Annotated in this window: 23 protein-coding genes; 8 read left to right on the top strand and 15 right to left on the bottom strand. The window is 71.6% G+C overall.

All coding sequences use genetic code 11. The features are described from left to right. Window positions 1-125 precede the first annotated feature (125 nt). Window positions 126-2,846 carry a helix-turn-helix transcriptional regulator gene (locus tag HQM25_RS04670; RefSeq protein WP_367948307.1) on the top strand — a complete coding sequence of 907 codons (2,721 nt, stop codon included), beginning with the start codon at window positions 126-128 and terminating at the stop codon, window positions 2,844-2,846. A gap of 92 nt (window positions 2,847-2,938) precedes the next feature. On the opposite strand, the gene HQM25_RS04665 is transcribed toward HQM25_RS04670, so the two are convergent. The 3 genes from HQM25_RS04665 to HQM25_RS04655 form a co-directional block, all read right to left on the bottom strand. Beyond that, a complete protein-coding gene (locus HQM25_RS04665; RefSeq protein WP_172989187.1) occupies window positions 2,939-4,192 on the bottom strand; it encodes an FAD-dependent oxidoreductase in 1,254 nt (417 codons plus the stop codon). A gap of 193 nt (window positions 4,193-4,385) precedes the next feature. After that, complete coding sequence (locus HQM25_RS04660; RefSeq protein ID WP_172989186.1) at window positions 4,386-4,841, bottom strand: hypothetical protein; 456 nt, start codon at window positions 4,839-4,841, stop codon at window positions 4,386-4,388. 149 nt (window positions 4,842-4,990) lie between these two features. Further along, complete coding sequence (locus tag HQM25_RS04655) at window positions 4,991-5,185, bottom strand: helix-turn-helix transcriptional regulator (RefSeq protein WP_172989185.1); 195 nt, start codon at window positions 5,183-5,185, stop codon at window positions 4,991-4,993. Between the two features lie 196 nt (window positions 5,186-5,381). Between HQM25_RS04655 and HQM25_RS04650 the strand changes: the two genes are divergently transcribed. Together HQM25_RS04650 and HQM25_RS04645 are read left to right on the top strand one after the other, a co-directional pair. Further along, a complete protein-coding gene (locus HQM25_RS04650; RefSeq protein ID WP_172989184.1) occupies window positions 5,382-5,528 on the top strand; it encodes a hypothetical protein in 147 nt (48 codons plus the stop codon). Between the two features lie 113 nt (window positions 5,529-5,641). Beyond that, window positions 5,642-5,914 (top strand): DUF7218 family protein, encoded by a 273-nt coding sequence (locus HQM25_RS04645; protein ID WP_172989183.1) that lies wholly within the window; start codon window positions 5,642-5,644, stop codon window positions 5,912-5,914. Window positions 5,915-5,932: 18 nt separating this feature from the next. On the opposite strand, the gene HQM25_RS04640 is transcribed toward HQM25_RS04645, so the two are convergent. Continuing rightward, complete coding sequence (locus tag HQM25_RS04640; RefSeq protein ID WP_172989182.1) at window positions 5,933-6,367, bottom strand: arsenate reductase ArsC; 435 nt, start codon at window positions 6,365-6,367, stop codon at window positions 5,933-5,935. A 21-nt stretch (window positions 6,368-6,388) separates the two neighbouring features. After that, the gene (locus tag HQM25_RS04635) at window positions 6,389-7,300 is read right to left on the bottom strand and encodes a metalloregulator ArsR/SmtB family transcription factor (RefSeq protein WP_172989181.1); all 912 of its coding nucleotides are present in this window, start codon (window positions 7,298-7,300) and stop codon (window positions 6,389-6,391) included. Between the two features lie 111 nt (window positions 7,301-7,411). Between HQM25_RS04635 and HQM25_RS04630 the strand changes: the two genes are divergently transcribed. From HQM25_RS04630 to HQM25_RS04615, 4 genes are read left to right on the top strand one after another with little or no spacing between them, the layout of a single operon-like run. Further along, the gene (locus HQM25_RS04630) at window positions 7,412-7,822 is read left to right on the top strand and encodes a DUF4383 domain-containing protein (protein ID WP_172989180.1); all 411 of its coding nucleotides are present in this window, start codon (window positions 7,412-7,414) and stop codon (window positions 7,820-7,822) included. Window positions 7,823-7,827: 5 nt separating this feature from the next. Next, on the top strand, window positions 7,828-8,358 hold the full coding sequence (locus HQM25_RS04625) for a hypothetical protein (protein ID WP_172989179.1): 531 nt from the start codon (window positions 7,828-7,830) through the stop codon (window positions 8,356-8,358). A gap of 58 nt (window positions 8,359-8,416) precedes the next feature. Next, a complete protein-coding gene (sigK, locus tag HQM25_RS04620) occupies window positions 8,417-9,034 on the top strand; it encodes an ECF RNA polymerase sigma factor SigK (RefSeq protein WP_172989178.1) in 618 nt (205 codons plus the stop codon). Next, window positions 9,031-9,801: an anti-sigma factor gene (locus HQM25_RS04615; RefSeq protein ID WP_172989177.1), complete on the top strand. Its 771-nt coding sequence runs from the start codon at window positions 9,031-9,033 to the stop codon at window positions 9,799-9,801. The genes sigK and HQM25_RS04615 overlap by 4 nt, the downstream gene beginning before the upstream one ends. Before the next feature lie 14 nt (window positions 9,802-9,815). Here the strand turns inward: HQM25_RS04615 and HQM25_RS04610 are convergent, their stop codons facing one another. Continuing rightward, window positions 9,816-11,225 (bottom strand): FAD-binding oxidoreductase, encoded by a 1,410-nt coding sequence (locus HQM25_RS04610; protein WP_172989176.1) that lies wholly within the window; start codon window positions 11,223-11,225, stop codon window positions 9,816-9,818. 171 nt (window positions 11,226-11,396) lie between these two features. On the opposite strand from HQM25_RS04610, the gene HQM25_RS04605 reads away from it, so the two are divergent. Then, the gene (locus HQM25_RS04605) at window positions 11,397-12,569 is read left to right on the top strand and encodes a helix-turn-helix transcriptional regulator (protein WP_172989175.1); all 1,173 of its coding nucleotides are present in this window, start codon (window positions 11,397-11,399) and stop codon (window positions 12,567-12,569) included. On the opposite strand, the gene HQM25_RS04600 is transcribed toward HQM25_RS04605, so the two are convergent. From HQM25_RS04600 to HQM25_RS04560, 9 genes are all read right to left on the bottom strand, one after another. Beyond that, window positions 12,482-13,936, bottom strand: a complete 1,455-nt coding sequence (locus HQM25_RS04600; protein ID WP_172989174.1) for an APC family permease — start codon at window positions 13,934-13,936, stop codon at window positions 12,482-12,484. The genes HQM25_RS04605 and HQM25_RS04600 overlap by 88 nt on opposite strands. Window positions 13,937-13,967: 31 nt before the next feature. Further along, the gene (locus tag HQM25_RS04595) at window positions 13,968-14,417 is read right to left on the bottom strand and encodes a hypothetical protein (RefSeq protein ID WP_172989173.1); all 450 of its coding nucleotides are present in this window, start codon (window positions 14,415-14,417) and stop codon (window positions 13,968-13,970) included. A 137-nt stretch (window positions 14,418-14,554) separates the two neighbouring features. Continuing rightward, on the bottom strand, window positions 14,555-15,673 hold the full coding sequence (locus tag HQM25_RS04590) for a DNA glycosylase AlkZ-like family protein (protein ID WP_438803620.1): 1,119 nt from the start codon (window positions 15,671-15,673) through the stop codon (window positions 14,555-14,557). Window positions 15,674-15,684: 11 nt separating this feature from the next. Then, window positions 15,685-16,389, bottom strand: coding sequence for an NUDIX hydrolase (locus tag HQM25_RS04585; RefSeq protein ID WP_254359549.1), 705 nt, complete (start codon window positions 16,387-16,389; stop codon window positions 15,685-15,687). A gap of 40 nt (window positions 16,390-16,429) precedes the next feature. Further along, window positions 16,430-17,227, bottom strand: coding sequence for a siderophore-interacting protein (locus tag HQM25_RS04580; protein ID WP_172989172.1), 798 nt, complete (start codon window positions 17,225-17,227; stop codon window positions 16,430-16,432). Between the two features lie 44 nt (window positions 17,228-17,271). After that, entirely contained in the window at window positions 17,272-18,024 is a 753-nt protein-coding gene (locus HQM25_RS04575) for an iron ABC transporter ATP-binding protein (protein ID WP_172989171.1), read from the bottom strand. A 1-nt stretch (window position 18,025) separates the two neighbouring features. After that, a complete protein-coding gene (locus HQM25_RS04570) occupies window positions 18,026-19,045 on the bottom strand; it encodes an iron chelate uptake ABC transporter family permease subunit (protein ID WP_172989170.1) in 1,020 nt (339 codons plus the stop codon). Then, window positions 19,042-19,956, bottom strand: a complete 915-nt coding sequence (locus HQM25_RS04565; protein ID WP_217275195.1) for an iron chelate uptake ABC transporter family permease subunit — start codon at window positions 19,954-19,956, stop codon at window positions 19,042-19,044. Before HQM25_RS04565 ends, HQM25_RS04570 begins: the two co-directional genes overlap by 4 nt. A 73-nt stretch (window positions 19,957-20,029) precedes the next feature. Further along, complete coding sequence (locus HQM25_RS04560) at window positions 20,030-21,070, bottom strand: siderophore ABC transporter substrate-binding protein (protein WP_172989169.1); 1,041 nt, start codon at window positions 21,068-21,070, stop codon at window positions 20,030-20,032. Window positions 21,071-21,194: the final 124 nt, after the last annotated feature.

The following is a 21,194-nucleotide window of genomic DNA, read 5'->3' as shown; positions in this document are numbered from 1 at the left end:
GCCCGGCGGGTGGCGCGCACCACGTGAACCACGTAGTCCGCCACGGCACCGATGCGCCGCCCACGCCACGCGGTCCGGCAGATTCGCACTTCCATAGGTTGCCGACTCCTCGATAATGTGCACTCATCGACAACGATCTGGCGCTGCTCGGGCGGTACGCGGAGACCGAACGGCTCCGCGTGCTGTTCGCGGGCGCGAGGAACCAGGCGGGCGGCGCACTGCTCATCACCGGTGACCCGGGAATCGGCAAGACCACACTCGTGGAAGCCGCCCTGAGCGAGCAGCACGGACTCCGGGTCCTGCGCACACAGGGTGTCGAGGTGGAATCCGCGATCGCGTACGGCGCCCTCCAACGGCTCGGCCTGCCGCTCATCGAATACGTCGATGAGCTCCCGCCGGCGCAGCAGACCGCGTTGCGGATCGCAGCGGGGGTCGAACAGGGGCTGCCGCCCCAGCCGGCGCTCGTGGGGCTGGGGTTCCTCAGCCTGCTCGCACGGGCGGGAACCGACCAGCCGACCGTCTGCGTGATCGATGACGCACAGCACGCAGACGCCGAGTCGCTGCTCGCACTCGGATTCGTCGCGCGGAGGCTCACCGCCGAGCGCGCCGGCATCGTGATCGCCGCCCGCATGGACGACGCGGTCGACGGCGCCCTGGCCGGCGTACCTCGTCTCGAGTTGGGCGGCTTGGACCCGGAATCCGGCTCCGCACTGATTCGCGGGGCGACAAGAGGAGTCCTCGATCACACCGTGGCTGCCGACTACGTCGCATACACGGCGGGGAATCCGCTCGCGCTGCGAGAGCTCGCCGTGGAATGGTCGGCGGAGGAGCTCACCGCGACCGCGATCTCCCACTCGCCGATTCCGATCGGTCGCCGACTCGAGCAGATCTACGCGCGCCGGCTGCGGGAGCTTCCCGAAGCCAGCAGGCAATGGCTTCTCATCGCCGCGGCCGAGTCGAGCGGTGATATCGGCGCGGTCGGCGCCGCCGCCGACGCGCTCGGCATCCCCGCCGACGCCTCTGCAGAGGCCGAGCGCATCGACTTCGTGCGTACCCGCGACAGAATCCGCTTCCGGCATCCGCTCATCCGCTCAGCCGTCTACGCCGACGCCACCGGCGCAGACAGAAGGAGAGCGCACCACGCGCTCGGCGACCACGCCAGATCGCACGGCCGGCCCGAGATCGCGGCCTACCACGCGGCGGCCGCAGTCGACAGGCCCGACGACGACGTCGCCGCGGAACTCTCCGCGGCAGCCGACACCGCCGGTGCGCGCGGTGGCATGCTCTCGCGCGCGCACCTGCTCGCCCGCGCCGCCTCGCTGTCGACCACGATCGGCGATCGCAGCGAGCGATCCGTGGCGGCCGCCGAGGCCGCCCTCAGCGCGGGCGCTGCGCGACTTGCCGTACAGCTGCTCGACCGAGTCGACGAAGCCACCCTCAACGACGTCGGCAGAGGCCGCAAGCTCATCGTCGAGGCGATGTCGGGATTGTTCCTGTCCGACCCGGAGGGTCTTCGGGGCGGCCTCGGGAAGCTGATCGCCGCGGCCGATCTCGTGAGCGAGCTGGCGCCTGACCTGTCCCGCCAGACGCTGCTGCTCGCCCTCAACTCGGCCACCGTCACGGAGGAGCAGGCCGTCGGCGCCGACATTCGAGATCTCGGACTCCGGATGAGGGCCGCTTCCGACGGCGAAGACATCACCGCGATACTGCTCCGCGCGGTGAGCGCGTTCATCCTCGATGACTACCCGATCGCGGCGCCCCTGCTCCGGGAAGCGCTCGACGCGCTGCTCGGCGGAATGGGCGAGGAGCTCAACGGCCTCGCCTTCTATGTGACCATCCCGTGCGTCGCGCTCTGGGACTGGCAGGCCGCGTCCGAAATGCTCCTGCGCGCGGCGCGAGTCGGTCGGATCGCCGGCGCACTGCGCGACGTCGACGCTTGTCTGTGGATCCTCAGCGCAGTCGAGATGAGCAGGATGAACCCCACGGCCGCAGCCGGATACATCGAGCAATCTGCGGAGCTCCGACGCGCGCTCGGGGTGATCGACGAGCAGGCGGTGAACGCGGGGCTGCTCGCCTGGCAGGGCACACCGCCGGCGGTCGTCGAGCAGATCACCCACGCGATTCACGAAGCGGGGTGGGGAGGCATCTCCCGCATGGCCACCGGTGCGATCGCGATCAACGAGATCGCCGCCGGAGCGTACGAGGCGGCGTTCGAGCGCCTTTCGCCGCTCGTGCGCCACCCGTTCCTTCAAGCGAGCTTTCACCACATCCCCGAGTACATCGAGGCTGCCGCCCGAAGCGGAAACCGTTCATCGGCCCACTGGGCGCTCGCGAAGCTGGAGTCCTACGCCGATGCGAGCGGCTCCGTCGTCGCGCGCGGGCTGCGAGACCGATCGCGCGCCCTGCTCGCCGACGATCAGAGCGCTGAGCAGCACTACCTCTCCGCCATCGACACGCTCGTCGGCGACCACGACGGCGACGGCGCCCGCGCCCGCCTGCTCTACGGAGAATGGCTGCGTCGTGTGCGGCGCAGGAACGACGCCCGCGAACAGCTGCAGCTGGCGTACGACACGTTCACCGCACGCGGGGCGGTCACCTTCGCCGAACGCGCTCGCCGTGAGATCCACGCCGCGGGCGCACAGGTCCTCAGCGAACCGAAAGCGCCAGACCTTCTCACCAGCCAGGAACGGGAAGTCGCAGTGCTGGCAGCGCGCGGTGCGACGAACACCGAGATAGCCGCGTCGATGTTCATCAGCCCCAACACGGTCGACTACCACCTGCGCAAGGTGTTCCGGAAACTCCAGATCAACTCACGCCGCCAGCTCACCGATCTGCTTGCCCCGTGAGCGCTCGCCGCCCGTCCGTTCTTCGGTCGCCCGCTCGAGAGTGCGTTCGGTCACCGGTGGCTCCATTCAGGCGGGCGACGCTGACGGCTGCGTCAATCCCGCACCGGTGACGCCAGCACGGATTTCGCCGCCCGCATCCCCGAGAGGAGCGCGCCTTGTATCGACGGCGTCTCGCGGTGGTCGCCCGCGACGTGCAGCCCGTCGCCTATGCGGGCGGGCGACCGCCGCCGCATGGGTGGCGGCAGCGCGGGGAGTGCGTGTGGGATGTCGTCGCGCCGGAGGAGTTCCCACGTCGTCGAGGCCCGGCCCCACACGTGCGAGAGCTGGGCGCGCACCTCGCGCTCGTTCGCGACACGCTCCGGCGTCCACAGGCAGGTCGCCTGTATCAGGTGACGGCCCGGCGGCGCCGACTGAGGCACCGCAGCGGAGATCGCCAGCGAATTGACGATAGGACCGTCGCGAGTGCCGTCGACCGTCAGAAGGGCGGATGCCGGGGGTTGCTCGGTCGCGAACCACCATGTCTGCAGCCCTCGGGTGGCGGGGGCACGTACGTCCACGAGCACGTCGAGAGCCTCCGCGCCGACCGCGACGACGACGTCGCGCGCGAGGAGTCGTCCCTCGCCGAGCGCGCGCACCTCCCACCGATTCTCGCGCCGCCGCAGGCGGCTGACGGCACGGCCGACCCGGATATCGGCTCCCGCGGTTCGAGCGCGCGAGGCAAGGGCTCTCGGCAGCGCACCGATCCCTTCCCGGGGCAGTCCTGCCGCTGCCGGCAGGAACGATCGGGCGAGGAGGCGCACGTAGGTGTCGGACGTCGATTCCGACGCGTCCGCCAGAACACCCGAAAAGAACGGCGACAGGAGCTCGGTGCGCAACGACCCGGTAAGCCCCGCGGCGTTCCAGCCCTCGCCCACGCTCTGGTCCGTGCGCGTCACCGCGGCGCGCGGACGGACGACGATCGGGCCGAGCCACCGGAGAAGCGCGACGACGTCACGCGGTGTCACAAGACCGCTTGCCAGCGTCGCGGGAAGCAGATTCGCATGCCGAAGCGGGTGCCCGATCGTCGCCCAGGAGCCGTTTGCGCGGCGCACCCGGACCGCCGCCGGGAACGACCGCACCGCGAGGCCATCTACGTCCACCGAGGCCCGGACGGCCGGATAGGCGGTGTTCAAGACGTGAAACCCGCGGTCGAGCGTGAAGCCGTCCACGCGATCGGTGCGCTGGCGTCCGCCGACGCGATCGTCGGCCTCGAGCACGACCACCTCGCGGCCGCGGCCCGCCAGTTCGGCGGCGCACCGCAGGCCGGCAGGCCCGGCACCGATCACGACCACGTCGTGCGTCTGCATGAGCCGAGTGTAGAAGGACGACGTGCAGCGGGGCTCTCCCCGCCTCGATCTCCTCCGATCGTGCCGGTCTGCACGTGCGAGGCCAATCCACGTCCGCGCGGGTTCAACGAGCCTGCGAATGGCGGTAGTGATATGGGCAGCCTGCTGCGCCGCGCTGCGTGAGTGCGCTATCCCGTGCCGCCTCGCTCGGCGATCAGGCCCAGCGTTGCGGGCCGTTGAAGCTTCTGTTCCGCCCGGCGTCTATCGGCGCCGTTTCGTGTCCGGCAATCTCGTGCAGCCAAGGCGGGTGCTGGTCTATCACCACCGAACCTGCGCCCGTCGTGAAATAGGCCACAACCGGAGGGCTTGTGACGAACGCGGCCGCCAGGTCAGCGGCGCCAGGCACGGTCACGACTGCGTGGCGGGCGTGCAGATTGCGCATCAGTGTCGCGAACGCTTCCGGATCGTCGGATGCCGTCTCTTGTATGCCTGCGGGAAGCTGCTCGCGCAGCCCCTGCATCAAGCGCTCCCGCTGCGGCGCCGCGAGTCGTTGGAAGGCGCCCGAGTACGCCTTGTCCGCGATCGCGGCTGGCACATTTCCCAAGACGTACGCGTATCGGGCAATCTGCTCGTCTTCGCTGATGAGGTGCTTCGCGTTTCGCCGCTTCACGATCCCCCCTGAGTGATGACCGCAAGGTTACCCCCCTAGGACGGTGCAGTGGAGAGTCGACGACCGCGCGCACGCCGGTCACCACCGCGCGCGGATCTGGGCCGATCGGGCCGATCTCCCCGGCGCCGTCACGCTGCTGCGACGCCGCTTCAGCCGTCGTGAGTGAAGATGTCCTCGATCTTCGCCCCGAAGAGGTCGGCGAGGCGGAATGCGACCGGCAGGCTCGGGTCGAACTTCCCCGTATCGATCGCGTTGATCGACTGCCGTGACACACCGACGCGAAGGGCGAGGTCCGCCTGCGTCCATCCTCGCTCGGTGCGAAGGCTGACGATGCGGTTTCTCATCGGTACCGGAGCCGGCCGGCGGCGAAGGCGATGACGAACCACGGGCCGCGGTGAAGCCCAGAGGCACCGTCCCGCACCCACCCAGCCGGCGCACCCCGGTGCGCGAATGTCAACCCCCGTCCGCACATCCGCTCGTGTCTGCACAATGAGCACGATAGGGCCCGTCGCAGAGCCCTGACGCGGAGAAGTGATCGATATGAGCATCCTGGAACACAGCGGAGCGAGCCGCACCGTCGGCCCCGCACCCGACGACCACGCCGACCTCGACGACGAGTTCGGCGACGACTTCGAGGAGACCCTCCGCCAGGAGCTCATCGCAGCAGGGATCATCGCCGATGGCTGAGAAGGGCCGGTCGGCGACCCGTCCGGTGCCCATCCCGCACCTGCCGCCACGCACCGGGCCCATCGCCCGGCGGGCGGAGGACGAACAGCGCGGAACACGGAAGGGAGCAGAGGATGCCACGCGGCAAGGACTCACGGCTCAAAGACCCGGAGATGTATGAAGCGCTCCGCAAGGACGGCGCGTCGAAGGAGAAGGCTGCGCGGATCTCGAACGCCGCGGGCGGCACGACGTCCGGAAGGCGGCAGACCGCGCAGAAGGGCGGGGAATCCGGCAGCTACGACGAGTGGACGGTACCCGAACTGAAGAAGCGGGCCAAGGAGCTCGGCCTCACGGGGTACTCGAAGAAGAACAAGCAGGCCCTCATCGACGCGCTCCGCAACCACTGAACGCGCCGGCGCGCGTGGTCAGGATCGCGCCGCGTTCTCCGGCAGCAGGTCGTCGATCAGACCCTCGATGCGCCGGCGGATCTCGTCGCGGATCGGACGTACCGCCTCGATGCCCTGGCCGGCCGGGTCGTCCAGCTCCCAGTCCTCGTAGCGCTTGCCGGGAAAGATCGGGCACGCGTCGCCGCAGCCCATCGTGATGACGACATCGGACTCCTTCACGGCGTCGATGGTGAGCACCTTCGGCGTGTTGCCGGCGATGTCGATGCCCTCTTCCGCCATCGCCTGCACCGCGACGGGGTTGACCTGATCCTTCGGCGCCGACCCGGCGGAGAACACGCGCACATCGTCGCCCGCCAGCGCCTGCAGATATCCGGCGGCCATCTGGGAGCGGCCGGCATTGTGGACGCAGACGAAGAGGACGGTGGGCGTGGTCGCGTTGTCGTGCTCGCTCATGGCTAAAGCATAGATCAATGTCTATGCTTTCGTCTCCGCCCTCGATGAACGTTCGATGTCCAGATCGGCGATCAGCGCCCGTACCCGTGTGTCGATGTCATCCCGGATCGCCCGCACCTCTTCGAGCGGTCGACCGACGGGGTCGGCGAGCTCCCAGTCGAGGTAGGTGCGACCCGGGTAGATCGGACACGCATCGCCGCAGCCCATGGTGATCACGACGTCGGCCGCCTTCACCGCCTCGTCGGTCAGCGGCTTGGGGAACTCCCCGCCGAGCGGCACACCGATCTCATCGAGTGCCGTCACGATCGCGGAGCGCACTTCGCCCCCGGGCGCGGAACCGGCCGTGCGCACCATCACCCGGCCGCCCGCGAGGTGGCGCAGGATGGCCGACGCCAACTGCGAGCGCCCGGCGTTCTGGACGCAGACGAACAGCACCTCCGGCACGCCGCCGCCCGGATGGCGGGCGCGGGCGAGGGCATCCAGGCGAGATGCGGCGAACGCCGCCGTGCGAGAGGCCACCTGGGAGATCGGCCCCCTCGCCGCGAGCAGCCGATGGCTGTCGTCGACGTAGTGCGCGACCGTCTCGGCGCTGAACGTGCCGCGGAAGCGGCGCGCGAGGTCGCGCGAGATCCGCTCGAGGTCGGGCGTGCGCGGGGGCACAGCGGGCGCGCCGAGCATCGCCGCCACACGCTCCCGAGCGTCGGGGTCGATCGAATACCAGACCCGTCTGCCGTCGCGCGTGCGCTGCACCACCCCCTCCGTGAGGAGCATCCGCATGTGGTGGCTCACCGTCGGCTGGGTCAGACCGAGGCTCTTCGCCAGCCCGCCGACCAGCGCCCGTTCCTCGTCGGCATCCCGGATGAGGCCGACGATGCGTGCCCTGGTCGGATCCGCGAGCACGGCCAGAGATCGGTCGACCGTCTGGGCATCCATAGACGGCAGTCTATCTGCGACTCCGACGCGATCGGCTCCCATCCGATTCCGCGTCACCTCCGAAGAACAGGTGGATGCGGCACACGCCGTGTCGCGATCGAAGGAGGAACCATGCTCTCGTCACCCAACCGCCTCTTCGGCACGATCTTCGGCGCCGTCTATGTGCTGGTCGGCCTGCTCGGCTTCGCCGTCACCGGCGGCGTCGGCTTCCTCGCCACCGACGGCGGCCTGCTGCTGGGTATCTTCGCCGTGAACCCGCTCCACAACGTTGCCCACCTGCTGATCGGCGGGGCCCTGCTGGTCGCCGGCCTCGCGGGGGCCCGCTCGGCGAAGACCGTGAACACCGTCGTGGGCGCGGCGTACCTGCTGCTCGGCGTCGTGGGCTTCTTCCTCGTCGGCACGCCGGCGAACATCCTGGCGCTGAACGTTCCCGACCACTTCCTGCACCTGGCGAGCGCCATCGTGCTCCTCGGCGTGGGTCTGGGCGCCGAGCGCTCGGTGCGCACCACCGCGACCGCGTGACTCCCATGCGTCGGACGGCTGAGGGAGGGGCCCGGGGGTTCTCCCCGTGGTGGACCGCGCCGACCGCATGGGGCGCGGGGCTGATCGAAGCGGCCGTGGGAGCCGCGACGATCACCTCGCCGGGCGTCGCCCCCGCCGCTTGGGGGGTGGGGGCGACGCTCGTACTTCTGGGACTTGCCGCGCTGGCATGGGGCTGCGCGGGGCTGGCACGGGGGTGGATGCCGGCGCCGCGCGCCGCGGTCGCCACAGCGATCGCGGGGATGGGGGCTCTGGCGGCCCCGCTGCTCACGGTGCCCGGTCGGACGAGTCCGCTCGCGGTGGCCGCCGGGATCGCGCTGCTGGCCGTGACGGCGATCGGCGCCGCGGGTGCAGCGCGCCAGGACCGTCACCGGCAACCGCTGCCCGTCGTGCGGATGACCGTGGTGGCGGCGGTGATCGCCCTGATCGTGACCCCGGTGCTGGGGTCGGCTCAGGACATCGCGCTGGCCGGCCAGGGTGGTCCGTCGTCGGTCTCCCCCGCCCACAGCGGCCACTGACGGCGACCGCGAATCCGAACCGCCGTACATCGCACCCGAGGCAGGAGGGACCTGCGGCATGCTGGTGGACATGGTGATCGACGGCGTGGAAGTGCCCGACGAGGGCGCCGAGCGCTCATCCGGGCGCGCGCCCGATCACGTGGCCGATTTGATCACGCGGGTCGCCGACGGCGACCAGGACGCCTTCGCCGGCCTGTACGACATGCTCTCGGCCCGGGTGTTCGGACTCATCGTCCGGGTGCTCGTCGATCGGGCGCAGAGCGAGGAAGTGCTCCAGGAGGTCTTCCTCGAAGCGTGGCAGGCCGCCGCGCGGTTCGACCCGGCACGGGGGCAGGGCCGGTCCTGGCTGCTCACCATCGCCCACCGCCGAGCCGTCGACCGCGTGCGGGCCGCGCAGGCCAGTGCCGGCCGCGACCTGCGGGCGGGCCTGCGCGATCTCGATACGCCACATGACAGCGTCGAGGAGAGCGTGCAGCTGCGCATCGAGGGCGCGCAGGTGGCGGCCGCCCTGACCCGGCTGCCCGATCCGCAGCGCGAGGCGCTCACCCTCGCCTACTACGGCGGGTACAGCCAGAGCGAGATCGCCGCCCTCGTGGGCGCGCCGCTGGGCACGATCAAGTCGCGGATGCGCGACGGACTGAACAATCTGAGGGATGCGATGGGGGTGTCGAGATGACCGAGTCCGAGTTCGCCGAGCTCGCCGCCGGCCATGCGCTGCACGCGCTGTCGGACCAGGACGAGCGCGCGTTCGAGCGCGCCCTCGCCGACCACCCCGAGTGGACGCACCACGTGGCGGGCGCCGTCGACGCTGCGGCGGGCCTCGCTGACGCCACGGAACCCGTGGAACCGCCCGCGACCGCCCGCGCCGCGCTGCTCGCCCGCATCTCTTCCGGCGCCCTGCCGGAGCAGCCGCAACCGGAGCAGCCGCAACCGGAACAGCCGCAGTCGGCGGCCGGCCCGGCGCCCGCCACGCCGTCGACGCCGCGCCGGCCGACCGCGCGGTGGTTCGCCCTCGCGGCGAGCGCGGTGCTGGTGCTCGCACTCGGGATCGGGGCGGTCGTCGCCGTCGGACAGCTGACCCGCCCCGCCGCCGAGGTGGCCCTGGCGCAGATCGAGGGATCGTCCGACGCCGCGTCGGCGACCACCGAGCTCACCCCCGCCGGACGGGCGACCGTGCACTGGTCGGCCTCGGAGGGGCAGGCGGTGCTCGTGACGGAGGGCGTCGACGCACCGTCGGTGGGTCAGACGTACGAGCTCTGGTTCGTGCGCCCCGACGGCGCGGTCTCGGCGGGAACCTTCGATGTCGGCCCCGACGGCACCACGACGACGCTCCTGAACGGGGACTACGAGGCGGGCGATGTCATCGCGATGACCGTCGAGCCGGCGGGCGGCTCCCCCACCGGGGAGCCGACCACCGATCCCCTGTTCGCGGTCGAGACGTAGCCGCTCCGATCGCGTCAGAGCGGCTGCCCCGCGGCGAACCGGTCCTCCGGATCGTAGGCGTGCTTGAGCTCCCGCAATCGCGGCAGCGACGCCCCGAACCCGGGAGCGCGGTTCGCTCCCCCGCCATCGACGAAGGTGAGCGCCAGCGCGTCGGCGTGCCACGGGGAGAGGGCGGCGATTCCCGCCGAGGTCGCTGCGACCGCACCGGCTGCGGCCTCGGGCGCGGGCACCATCGCGACGGTGTGCGCGAGGTAGTCGCCCTCGAGCGCGGCGACCGCGCCGCCGCCCTCCGGCCGGAGAGCGGCGGCCGCACCCACGTGCCGGAGTTCGGCGATGAACAGGCCCGGGGTCGCGGCCGATGCGACGAACGCATCGACCGCCTCGGCCGGCAGGCCGGCGAGCATCGCGTGGCCCGTGAGCGCGGGCGTCGGCCCCGGCGGGTCCATGTGCACCTGCACGAGCCCGGCCGCCGGGATCCGCGCGAACGTGTCCATCTCGGGTGCGAGATCGCGCAGGGGCTGCAGGAGGTCGGATGCCGCCTCATCGGTCGCGAGGATCGCCCCGTCGATCACGACGAGCGAGCGTCCCGCGAGGAACGGCGGCAGCTCGGGCAGGGGCGGGAAGTGCAGGATGCGCAGAGCGGTCGTCGCGCTCTCCGGCGCGGTCGCCGTCCAGCGCGCCCACGCGTGCGCGACGTCGGCGGCACGTGCGGCATCCCACATCAGCATGCCGGCGTAGACGTCGGGGTACGGGAGCAGATCGATCTCGAGCGAGACGACCACGCCGAAAGCTCCGGAGCCGCCGCGCACCGCCCAGAACAGGTCGGGGTTCTCCTCGGCGCTGGCGCGCACGAGCGTCCCGTCGGCCGTGACCATCTGCGCCGCGCGCACCGCGCCCACGGCGAGACCGTGTCGGCGCGCGTAGAACGACACACCGCCCGACAGGCTGTAGCCGGCGACCGAGACGTCTCCGGCACTGCCGTGCAGCGCGGTCAGGCCGTAGGGCGCAGCAGCCTCGAGCACGTCGTTCCACACCGTGCCGCCGAGCACGCGCGCCGTGCGACGCTCGGCATCGACGGTGACCCCGCGCAGCCGTGCGAGAGACACCAGCAGCGTGGTCGACAGGTCGGTGTCGGCCAGTGCCGCAGCCGCATGGCCGGTGGACTGGGCGGCGACGCGGAGCCCGCACGCCGCGGCCGCACGCACCGCGTCCACCACCTCCTCCGCGGACTCGGGCTGCACGACCGCGAAAGGACGCTGATCGATGGCGAGGTTCCAGGGGGTGCGCATGCGGTCGTAGTCGGCGTGACCCGCGAGCACCGCCCGGTCGCCGAGGAGCAGCCGCAGTCGATCGGCGGTGCGGAGGGGAGGACGGCCCGGCCCCGGATGCCCGGCGGCGCGGTCCAGCGTGTTCTCGAGGGTCATGAGGTCTCCTGTTCGAGGGCGATGCGCCCGGAAGGCGGGCGAACATCGATGGATGCGCCGCCCAGTGTGGAGGCTGCGGCGTCGCGGCATCCATCCCAGCGGTGAGGGGAGATCCGCTCTCCCAGATACCTGGGATGGCGGGATCGCCCCGGGCGGGAGCACACTGATGCCATGACCTCGGCATTGGCGGTCGGTCGCGCGCGCAGCGACATCGATGTGATGTCGCGGGCCGGCCTGCCGCTTCATCGGTTCATGGACGAGGCCACCGTCGCGCTGCAGCGGGTCGTTCCGTTCGTCGCCGGATGCCTGTCGACGCTGGACCCGGCCACCTCGCTCGTGTCGAGCACCCGCAAGTTCGGCGACCTCGACGGACGCAACGCCGACGACGTGACCTGGGCCCGCATCGAGTACGGCGCCGACGACCCCACCGCCATCACCGCGATGGTGGATGCCGGGCAGGTGGCGCTGGGGGTGCGCGACCGACTGGGTGAGAACACCGATCAGTCGGTGCGCATGGCCGATCTCCTCATCCCCCGCTTCGACTACCGCGACGAGGCGCGCGTGGTCTTCTCGGACCGCAGCGGGGCGTGGGGGTCGCTGTGCGTGTTCCGTGCGCAGGACGACACTCCGTTCACGCGGGCCGAGCTGGACTTCCTCGCTTCGGCGGCACCGGCCTTCACACGCGGAATCCGCGCGGGCCTGCTCTCGCAGACGACTCGGACGGACAGCGCGGCGCACGCCGGTCCGGCCGTGCTCGTCATCGATGCCGCCGACCGGCTCGTGCAGGCGAGCCCGGGGGCTCACTCCCACCTGGAGCGGATGGCGGCGGTGCCCCGCACCGGTGATCCCCTCGCGTGCGTCTATTCGCTGGTCAGCGGGGCGCGGCGCTTCGGGCGCGGCGAGACCGATCGGATGCCGCGCGTGCGCGTCCGCACGAGCGACGGGGTGTGGCTGGTGCTGCATGCGGCTCCCCTGGGTGGGGCCGGCGAGCGGGCGGGAGATGTCGTGGTGACGATCGAGGAGGCCCGTCCGCAGGAGGTGATCGACCTCGTCGCGGCCGCGTTCGGGCTCACCGCGCGAGAGCGCGACGTCGTGGCCAGCGTGCTGCGCGGAGCGGATACGAAGGAGATCGCGACCGCCATGCACGTGTCGCCGTACACCGTGCAGGATCACCTGAAGTCGATCTTCGAGAAGGCCGGGGTGACCAGCCGGCGCGAGCTCGTCGCACGGGTGTACTTCGACCAGTACGCACCGCGCTACGGCGACGCGGTCGGATCGAGCGGCTGGTTCGTCTCCTCCGACCCCGTCGCGTCCGCCGCGGCGGACCTGCCCAGCACGCTGTGACGACGGCCCCACAGCAGATAGAACGCGACCACCACCGCCACCCACGCGGCGAACCACGCGTAGGTCGTCCAGCCGAGCCCGGCGATGAGATACAGGCACGCGGCGATGGACAGGATCGGCGTGACCGGGTAGCCGGGCACGCGGAACGAGCGCTCGAGGTCGGGGCGGGTGCGGCGCAGCACGATGACGCCGAGCGAGACGACGATGAAGGCGACGAGGGTGCCCATCGACACGAGGTCCCAGAGGTTCGACAGCGGCACGAGCCCCGCCAGCAGCGCGATCGCGCCGGCGCACACCACCGTGGAGAACACGGGAGTGTGCGTGCGGGGATCGACCCGCGCGAAGGCCTTCGGGATGAGCCCGTCGCGGCCGATCGCGTAGAGGATGCGCGTCTGCCCGAACAGCACCACCAGGGTGACCGAGAAGATCGAGACCACCGCTCCCGCGGCGAGCACGGTCGCCGGCCAGGTCGCGCCGAGCACGTCCCCGAGGATCACGGCCAGGCCCGCCGACTGCTGCTCCTCGCGCTCGAAGTCCTGCCAGGGCTGAGCGCCGACGGCCGCGATCGCCACGAACAGGTACACGGTCACGACGGTGGCCAACGCGATCATGATGGCCCGCGGCAGCGAGCGCTGCGGATCGCGCACCTCGTCGCCGGCGGTGCTCACGGCATCGAGCCCGATGAAGGTGAAGAAGATCGTGCCGGCGGCCGCGGTCACCCCCGCGGCGCCGTGCGGGGCGAAGTCGGCGAAGTTGTCGACCTGGAACGCGGTGATCGCGATGAACGCGAACATGAGGAGCACGCCCACCTTGATGGCGACCATGATCGTGTTCACCAGCGCGGACTCCCGCGTGCCCCGGATGAGGAGCACCGCGCACATCCCCACCAGGAGCACGGCCGGAAGGTTCAGGATGCCGCCCTCGAGCGGGCCGGCGGCGAGGGCGGGCGGCAGATGCCAGCCGAACAGGTCGCCGATGAGCCGATCGAGGTAGCCGCTCCAGCCCGAGGCGACGGCGGCGGCCGACACCCCGTATTCGAGCACGAGGCACGCCGCGACGATCATCGCGACGAGCTCCCCGAGCGTGGCGTACGCGTACGCGTAGGTGGATCCGGAGACGGGCACGGCCGAGGCGAGCTCCGCGTAGCAGACGGCCGTGAGCCCTGCCACGACCCCGGCGACGACGAACGCGACCACGACGGCGGGGCCGGCCAGCGGCACGGACTCGTGCATGACGAAGAAGACCCCGGTGCCGATGGTCGCTCCGACCCCCAGCATCGCCAGCTGGAAGGTGCCCAGCCCGCGCGTGAGCCCGCCGACGCGTTCGGCGGGGGCGGTGACCGGCTTGCGACGGAACAGCTCGCGCATGCTGGTCACCTTAGCCCCGCACCCGCCGCGCCTACACCCAGTCGTCGGGAACGAGCATGCGCAGGCCGTCGTCGTGGAGGAGGAGTTGAGCGCGCAGCGAGACCTCCCGCGCGAGGCACGCGGCGGCGACGGCGCGCACCCACGCGCGCACGCCCTCGGTGAGGCGGTCGGGCCCCGGGCGCTCCCAGACGAGTACCGCGTGGGCGGCGCCCACCAGTTCGGCGATCATCCCGACCCGCACCGCCATCACCTCGGCACTGGGCACCGTGCCGAGGTCGTCGGTGTCGACCGGCTGGGCCGGGTCGTCGGGGTAGCCGTCGCCGGGCATGAAGGGCCCGACCAGGTGCTGGTCCTCGTCGAGGAAGATGAACCACAGCTGCGGCAGGTTCGCGCACTGCAGGAGATCCTCGAGCGCGAGGCGCAGCTGGTCATCGGTGCGGAGAGGTTCGTGGAAGCGGACGTCGAAGTCGATATCGGTCATGCCGCTCAGCCTGGCCGGGAGACGGCATCCACGACGGCGCGAAGCCCCCGATGTGGAGGCAGCCGCCCCTGCGCACCCCTGGGGAGTGGAGGATGCGCTCCCCTCCCGCTCGCGCTGCGCCGCTCACGCTGCGCCGCTCACACAGCCCCCGTGACCTCCACGCCCAGCCATTGGGCGAGCTCGTCGATCTCGGCGCGCACCATCTCGTGCTCCTCCGGCTCGAACGGCAGGAACTCGTGCACGGCGTCGACCCGGAGCCCTCCCCCATCGCCGTCTCGCCCCCGGACGACCTCGGCCTCCAGCATCCCGACGAAGCGATCGCCCAGGAGGATGGGGTGGGCGAAGAATCCGTAGCGGCGCTGGGCCTTCGGCTTGAACTGCTCGAGCACGTACTCGAACCCGAAGACCTCGCTCAGCCGCGGGCGGTCGGCGAGCATGCCGTCGTACGGGTTGAGGAACGCCACCCGTCCGCCCGGGTCCGCTCCCGCCGCCTCGTCGGCGTCGAGGGCGGCGAGCGCTTCGGGATCGACGCGGTAGCGGCGCAGGGACCCCTCGATCATGATCGGGATGCCGGCGTCGCCGACCGGCGTCCACGGCGAGCGCTGCTTGGCGATGCCGGCCGCCTGCAGCCGGCGCTCGTCGAGGAGCCGCGCTGCCTCGTCGTCGTCGAGCACCGGGAGATCTGCCGGGTACACGCGCGACGCGAGGTCCCACCGGCGGGTGCGCCCCTCGCGGCCGACGACAGCCACCTCGCCCTGTCGCAGCAGGAACTCGAGCATGTGCGGCACCTGGTTCGAGCCCGACCATCCGTCGGGGGCGCGCGACACCTGGGCGGTGTCGGGGATCTGCGCCGCCGTCAGCGGCCCCTCGGCATCGAGGCGGGAGAGCACGTCGGCGCGGAACCGTGCATTCGCCTCCAGCCACTGACGGCTGCTCGCCCGTCGCGGCCAGCGTCTCATCGCCGGCAGCATGAGCGGCAGCAGGCTCATCGGGCGGAAGGCGCCGTCGAACTCGAACAGCAGCCGGTCGCCTTCGACGGCCTTCACGAGCTGCCCGGCCTCGTACGACCAGCCGATGCGCGACCACAGCACGGTGTGCTCGGCGGGGGCGATCGTGGCGGTCGGATCGATCTTGACGGCGCCGAGCTGCTCGGCGACCTCGACGACGTCGCCCGGCCGGTCCGCGTCGAGCAGCTGCGCCCGCACGATGATGCGTCGCGCCTGCTCGGCGCTCAGCACCCGCATGCTGCTCGTCATCGGAGCCGCGCTCAGACCTCGGCGACCGGGTACTCGAGCGGCAACTCCCTCGCGGCATCCCACGGCTCCGTCCAGCCCAGGCGATCGAACAGGCCGTCCAGCAGCATGCCGGTGAAGCCCCACACGAGGTGGTCGCCGGTGCGATCGTGCACGAGGAACCCGGGGCCGCGCCACTCCTGCCCGTCACGCCGGATCACGGTGACACCTCGCTGGGCGGGGTCGAGCAGGTCGGCCACGGGCGCCCGGAACACCGCCGCCGACTCGGCGACGTCGACCACCCCCACCGGCGACGGCGCACGCCACCACGCCACCACGGGTGTGACCCGGTGCCCCGAGTACAGCAGCGGCACGTCTTCGAGCACGCCCAGCACGTCGACGCCGGCCGGGTCGAGCCCCGTCTCCTCGACGGCCTCGCGCAGCGCCGCGTCGACGGGTGAGGCGTCACCGGAGTCGATACGGCCGCCCGGAAAGGCGATCTGGCCCGGGTGCGACCGCAGCGTGCGGGCGCGCGCGAGCAGCAGCACGTCGAGGTCACGGGAGACCGCGCCCGCCTGCGCCGCGCGATCGCTCGGGCGACCGTCGAGCACTCCGAACAGCATGAGCACCGCAGCCGGCCGCTCACCCGGCGCGGGAGGCGCCGGGCTCGCCCCCGAGGCGGCCGCGACGAGCGCCGCGAGCTGATCGCGGGCACTGGTCGGGTCGGTGTCGGCACGCACCCGTTCAGGCTACGCCCGGTCGCCGACACCGGGCGGCAGCTCAATGCGGGGCGTGGAACTCGACGTCGCCGCGCTTCCAGTAGCCCTTCACCACGATGCGATCCGCCTCCAGCCCCCAGCGGTCGACAGCGAGCGCCCGGCCCGTCTTGACGATGGCCTGCTCCGAGGCGATGAAGACGAACACGTCGCCGTCCGGCCGGTGCTCCGCCCCGAGCGCGTCGAGCCGCTCCGCCAGCGCCGTGCCCCCGCGCGCGTCGCCGCGGTGCACGTACTCCACGCCCACGCCGGCCGGCGCCTCGACGGCGAGTTCGCGGGCGGCGTCGGGCACCTCGACGAGCACGGTGCCGACGGCGTCGGCGGGCATGGATGCCGCGAAGCGGCGGATCGCCGGCACGGCGGTCTCATCGCCCGCGAGGAACCACACCTGCGGCCGCCCCTCGATGATCATCGAGCCGCGCGGCCCGCCGACCCCGACGAGAGACCCGAGCGGCGCCGTGGCCGCCCACTCTGCGGCCACGCCCCGGTCGCCCGGTTCACCGTGGATCGCGAACTCGAGCTCGAGCCAGTCCTCGCCGAACGCGAAGGGCGTGTACTCGCGACTGGGCGCCGCGCGCATCTCCTCGACGGAGGCGGGCTCTTCGCCGCCCGCCGGGAAGAAGACGCGGCAGTGGTCGTCGGCGCCCAGCGAGGCGAAGCCGACGAGGTCGTCGCCGCGCAGGCGCACCCGCACGTACTCCTCGGTGAGCCACGACCGCTCGACGAGCCGGGCGAAGCGGAATCGCATATCGAGGCCCTGACGGGCGAGGGCGTAGGTCGGGGCGATGTGGGTGGGGGTCATGGTGTCTCCAGTCTGCACTCGGTTCGGGGAAGGTCGGGTCACGCTCACTCCCACAGCACGACCCGCCGTCCGGCGACCTCGGTCACGTGAGCAGGCGTGTCGTACAGGGCGGCGAGGTTCTGCGCGGTCACCACCTCGTCGACGGGGCCGTGATGCACCACGCGGCCGTCGCGCATGGCGACGATGTCGTCGGCGAACTGCGCGGCCACGTTGATGTCGTGCAGCACGACGACGATCGTCATCTCCCGCTCTGCGGCGAGCCGGCGCACGAGCTTCATGAGGCTCACACTGTGGCGCGGGTCGAGGTTGTTGAGGGGCTCGTCCAGGAGCAGGTGGTCGGCGTCCTGCGCGATCGCCATCGCCACGAACGCGCGCTGACGCTGCCCGCCGGAGAGCTCGTCCAGGAAGCGGGTGCGCACGGACTCGAGGTCGAGTCTGCGGATCGCACCGTCGACGTGCTCGCGATCGACCGGCGTGCGTCCCGACCCGCCGTGCGGGAAGCGACCGTACGCGACGAGGTCCTCGACGCTGAGCCGCACGGCGAGGTGGTTGTCCTGCCGCAGGATGGCCAGGCGCCTGGCCAGCGCGCGCGACTTCGCGGTGATCACGTCGAGCCCCGCGACGCGCGCGGTGCCGGCATCCACCCCGATCAGACGGCCGACCGCGGCCAGCAGCGTCGACTTGCCGGCGCCGTTGGGGCCGATGACGGCGGTCACGCCGCGTCCGATCGCCAGCGCGACGTCGTCGATGGCGACGACCGCGCCGTGGCGCTTGGTCAGGTGATCGATCTCGATCATGTCAGCGTGCCCTTCCGGTCAGCATGAGAGCGATGAAGAAGAGTCCCCCGACGAACTCGATGACCACGGGCAGCTCGGTGCCGAAGCCCAGCAGCCGGTCCAGGACGAACTGCCCGCCGACGAGGGCGATCGCTCCGATCGCGATGGCGGCCGGGATGCTGCGCAGGTGCCGATGCCCGACCGCGCCGTAGGCCAGATTCGCCACCAGCAGGCCGAAGAACGTCACCGGTCCCACGAGGGCGGTGGATGCCGCGACCATCACCGCGATCGCGAGCACCGTGTGCATCACCGTGCGCCGGTGGTCCACTCCGAGGGAGATCGCGGCGGACTCGCCGAGGGAGAGCACGTCGAGGGAGCGGCGGATCGGCCACAGCGAGCCGATCGCCGCTGCCACGAGCACCCCGGTAGGCACCAGCAGCTCGCGGTCGACCGAGGTGAAGCTCGCGAAGGCGAGGTTCTGCACGATGGCGAACGTGTCGGGGTCGAGCAATCGCTGCAGGAAGGCGGTGACCGAGCGGAACAGCACGCCGAGCACCAGCCCCGCCAGCACGATCACGTGGAGGTCGAGGCGTCGTCGCAGGAACAGCCACCAGTAGAGCAGCGAGATGGACCCCGCCATGAGCACGAGCTCGACCAGCCACGACGCGAGGGGCGGGGCGCCGACCAGCACGGCCGGGCCGATCGCGAAGGCCGTGACCACCTGGATGGCCAGGAAGACGGCGTCGAAGCCCATGATGCCGGGCGTGAGGATGCGGTTCGCCGTGATCGTCTGGAACAGCACGGTCGCCACGCCCACAGCCGCGGCGGCGATGACCATGCCCGCCACGGTGCGCCCGCGCAGGCCGAGCGCGTACTCCCATCTGCCGGGGAGATCCGTGAACACGAAGAGCGCGATCATCAGCAGCGCCAGGGCAGCCAGGGCGAGGAGCCGGCGCTCGGGGGTTCGGAGCGCGCGCCGGGCGACATCGGCGACGGCGGGTGCGGGACCGACGGCGCGCCGGTCGGTGCCGGTGCGGGTCATGCGGGGGCTCCGGTTCTCTCGCGGGCGCCGCCCAGCAGCATCCACAGGAAGACGATTCCGCCCACGACGCCCATGACCACCGAGATCGGGATCTCGAACGGAAAGCGGGCCAGGCGGCCGATGAGGTCGCATGCCAGCACGAGCGAGGCCCCGAGCAGGGCGACAAGCGGCACGGCACGGCGCATGTTGTCCCCGATGAGGCGGCTGACGATGTTCGGGGCGATGAGTCCGAGGAAGGGCAGTGCGCCGGTGACGACCACCATGGTTCCGGTCACGACGGCGATAATCCCCACGCCGAGGCCGAGGACGGCGCGGGTGTCGAGTCCGAGGCCGCGCGCGGCATCCTCGCCGAGTCCCGCGACGGTGAAGCGGTCGGCGGCGATCCAGGCGATGAGGGCCGCCGCGGCGGCGAGGTAGAGCATCTCGTAGCGGCCGCGCAGGATGCCCGAGAAGTCGCCGACGCCCCAGCTGAGCAGCTCCTGCAGCACGTCCGCGCGGTAGGCGATGAACGTCGTGACGGCGCCGATCACGCCGCCGTAGAGGATGCCGATGATCGGCACGAGCACGCTGGAGCGCGACGGGATGCGCCGGGCGAGGGCGAGGAATCCGATGACGCCGACCATCGCGCCGAGCGAGGCCGCGACAGCCTTGGCCCCGATGGGGACGCCCGGCACCGCCATGAGCACGGCGAGGAGGGCGAGGCCGGCGGCATCGGTCGCTCCGGTGGTGCCGGGTTCGACGAAGCGGTTGCGGGTGAGCAGCTGCATGATGAGGCCGGTGATCGCGAAGGCCGCCCCGGCGAGGATGAGCGACACGGTGCGCGGCACGCGGCTCGCGAACAGCACGAATGCGTCGAGGTCGGCGACGCCGACGAACAGCGAGATCGTCGCGAGGACGGCCACCAGGACCACCCCCGCGACGATCAGCGCGGTGGGAGAGAGGCGCTTCAGGGCTCGGCGCTCCCCGTCACGGCGTCCGTCACCGTCACTCCGACACGGCGTCGTGCAGCGTGGTGAGCACGTTCTGGATCGAGGTGAGCCCGTTGATGACGATGTAGAGCTCGCTCGCGGGGAGCAGGATGATCTGGCCCTCCTTGCCGGCGACGGTCTCGGCGACGAGCTCGTTGTCGAGGGTCTCCTCCGCGCTCGAGCCCTCACCGGTGGCAGCGCCCCGATCGAACGCGATGATCCAGTCGGGGTCGGCGGTCAGGAGGAACTCGTTCGTGACGGTGTCGCCGTGCGACGAGCCTTCGGCGCCCGGGAGCTCGGTCGCGGGGACGGCCGGCACGAAGCCCAGCTCGTCGAAGAAGTAGCCGAAGCGCGAACCTTCGCCGAACGCGCCGTACTCGCCGCCCGAGACCGACAGCACGAGCGCCGTGCCGCTGACCTCGTCCTCGATGGCGGCGGTGAGCTCGTCGATCTCGGCGATCCGCTCGGCGACGGCATCCTCCGCTCCGAAGATCTCGCCGAGCTGCTCGGCGCGCTCGAGGCCGGCGCTCGGGTCGAAGGTTCCGCCGGCCGTGCCGGTGAGGTCGATCGTGGTGGAGATCTCGCTCAGCTCGTCGTACTGACCGGTGCTGCGGGCGGCCACGACGATGAGATCGGGCTCCAGTTCTGCGACGGCCTCGAAGTCGGGCTCGAAGAGGGTTCCGACCTTGGGGAGGTCGGCGTAGTCCGAGAGATAGTCCGGAAGCGGAATGTCCGGGATGCCGACCACGGCGTCGCCGGCCCCGATGGCGTCGAGCGTGTCGAGGGTCGCGATGTCGAAGGTCACGACCGCCTCGGGCTGGTACGGCACCTCGACGGATCCGCGGGGAGTCTCGGCGTCTTCGCGATACGACGATTCGCCATCCTGTTCGACCAGGACCAGCGTGGGCTGGGCGTTCGCGACGGTGACGACTCGGGGGTCGGACGCGTCGTCGGACGGCGCGGTCGCCCCGGGCGAGGAGGCGCAGGCGGTGACGGCGAGGCCGGCTGCAGCGAGGACGGCGACGGACCAGGATGCTCGTGTCGAGGTGGTGGACATGAAGGTGAGCCTAACCTAACTCGAAACCTCCACGTGGCCACCTCGACCCCCGCGGCGAGCGTCGGTATGCCGGAACCGGCATGCGGGGTAGGCTCTTGATCAGGACTTTTCTGCGCGGCCCGCT

It is taken from the genome of Microbacterium hominis, assembly GCF_013282805.1.
GTDB lineage: Bacteria > Actinomycetota > Actinomycetes > Actinomycetales > Microbacteriaceae > Microbacterium > Microbacterium hominis_B.
This window is presented reverse-complemented; position numbering and strand designations above follow the sequence as displayed.

Bases quoted from the DNA above. Each gene is read 5' to 3' on its own strand.
- HQM25_RS04665 (WP_172989187.1), bottom strand. From the start codon at position 4,192: ATGCAGACGCACGACGTGGTCGTGATCGGTGCCGGGCCTGCCGGCCTG.
- HQM25_RS04655 (WP_172989185.1), bottom strand. From the start codon at position 5,185: ATGAGAAACCGCATCGTCAGCCTTCGCACCGAGCGAGGATGGACGCAG.
- HQM25_RS04650 (WP_172989184.1), top strand. From the start codon at position 5,382: ATGAGCATCCTGGAACACAGCGGAGCGAGCCGCACCGTCGGCCCCGCA.
- HQM25_RS04645 (WP_172989183.1), top strand. From the start codon at position 5,642: ATGCCACGCGGCAAGGACTCACGGCTCAAAGACCCGGAGATGTATGAA.
- HQM25_RS04640 (WP_172989182.1), bottom strand. From the start codon at position 6,367: ATGAGCGAGCACGACAACGCGACCACGCCCACCGTCCTCTTCGTCTGC.
- HQM25_RS04635 (WP_172989181.1), bottom strand. From the start codon at position 7,300: ATGGATGCCCAGACGGTCGACCGATCTCTGGCCGTGCTCGCGGATCCG.
- HQM25_RS04630 (WP_172989180.1), top strand. From the start codon at position 7,412: ATGCTCTCGTCACCCAACCGCCTCTTCGGCACGATCTTCGGCGCCGTC.
- HQM25_RS04625 (WP_172989179.1), top strand. From the start codon at position 7,828: ATGCGTCGGACGGCTGAGGGAGGGGCCCGGGGGTTCTCCCCGTGGTGG.
- sigK (WP_172989178.1), top strand. From the start codon at position 8,417: ATGCTGGTGGACATGGTGATCGACGGCGTGGAAGTGCCCGACGAGGGC.
- HQM25_RS04615 (WP_172989177.1), top strand. From the start codon at position 9,031: ATGACCGAGTCCGAGTTCGCCGAGCTCGCCGCCGGCCATGCGCTGCAC.
- HQM25_RS04610 (WP_172989176.1), bottom strand. From the start codon at position 11,225: ATGACCCTCGAGAACACGCTGGACCGCGCCGCCGGGCATCCGGGGCCG.
- HQM25_RS04605 (WP_172989175.1), top strand. From the start codon at position 11,397: ATGACCTCGGCATTGGCGGTCGGTCGCGCGCGCAGCGACATCGATGTG.
- HQM25_RS04600 (WP_172989174.1), bottom strand. From the start codon at position 13,936: ATGCGCGAGCTGTTCCGTCGCAAGCCGGTCACCGCCCCCGCCGAACGC.
- HQM25_RS04595 (WP_172989173.1), bottom strand. From the start codon at position 14,417: ATGACCGATATCGACTTCGACGTCCGCTTCCACGAACCTCTCCGCACC.
- HQM25_RS04590 (WP_438803620.1), bottom strand. From the start codon at position 15,673: ATGACGAGCAGCATGCGGGTGCTGAGCGCCGAGCAGGCGCGACGCATC.
- HQM25_RS04580 (WP_172989172.1), bottom strand. From the start codon at position 17,227: ATGACCCCCACCCACATCGCCCCGACCTACGCCCTCGCCCGTCAGGGC.
- HQM25_RS04575 (WP_172989171.1), bottom strand. From the start codon at position 18,024: ATGATCGAGATCGATCACCTGACCAAGCGCCACGGCGCGGTCGTCGCC.
- HQM25_RS04570 (WP_172989170.1), bottom strand. From the start codon at position 19,045: ATGACCCGCACCGGCACCGACCGGCGCGCCGTCGGTCCCGCACCCGCC.
- HQM25_RS04560 (WP_172989169.1), bottom strand. From the start codon at position 21,070: ATGTCCACCACCTCGACACGAGCATCCTGGTCCGTCGCCGTCCTCGCT.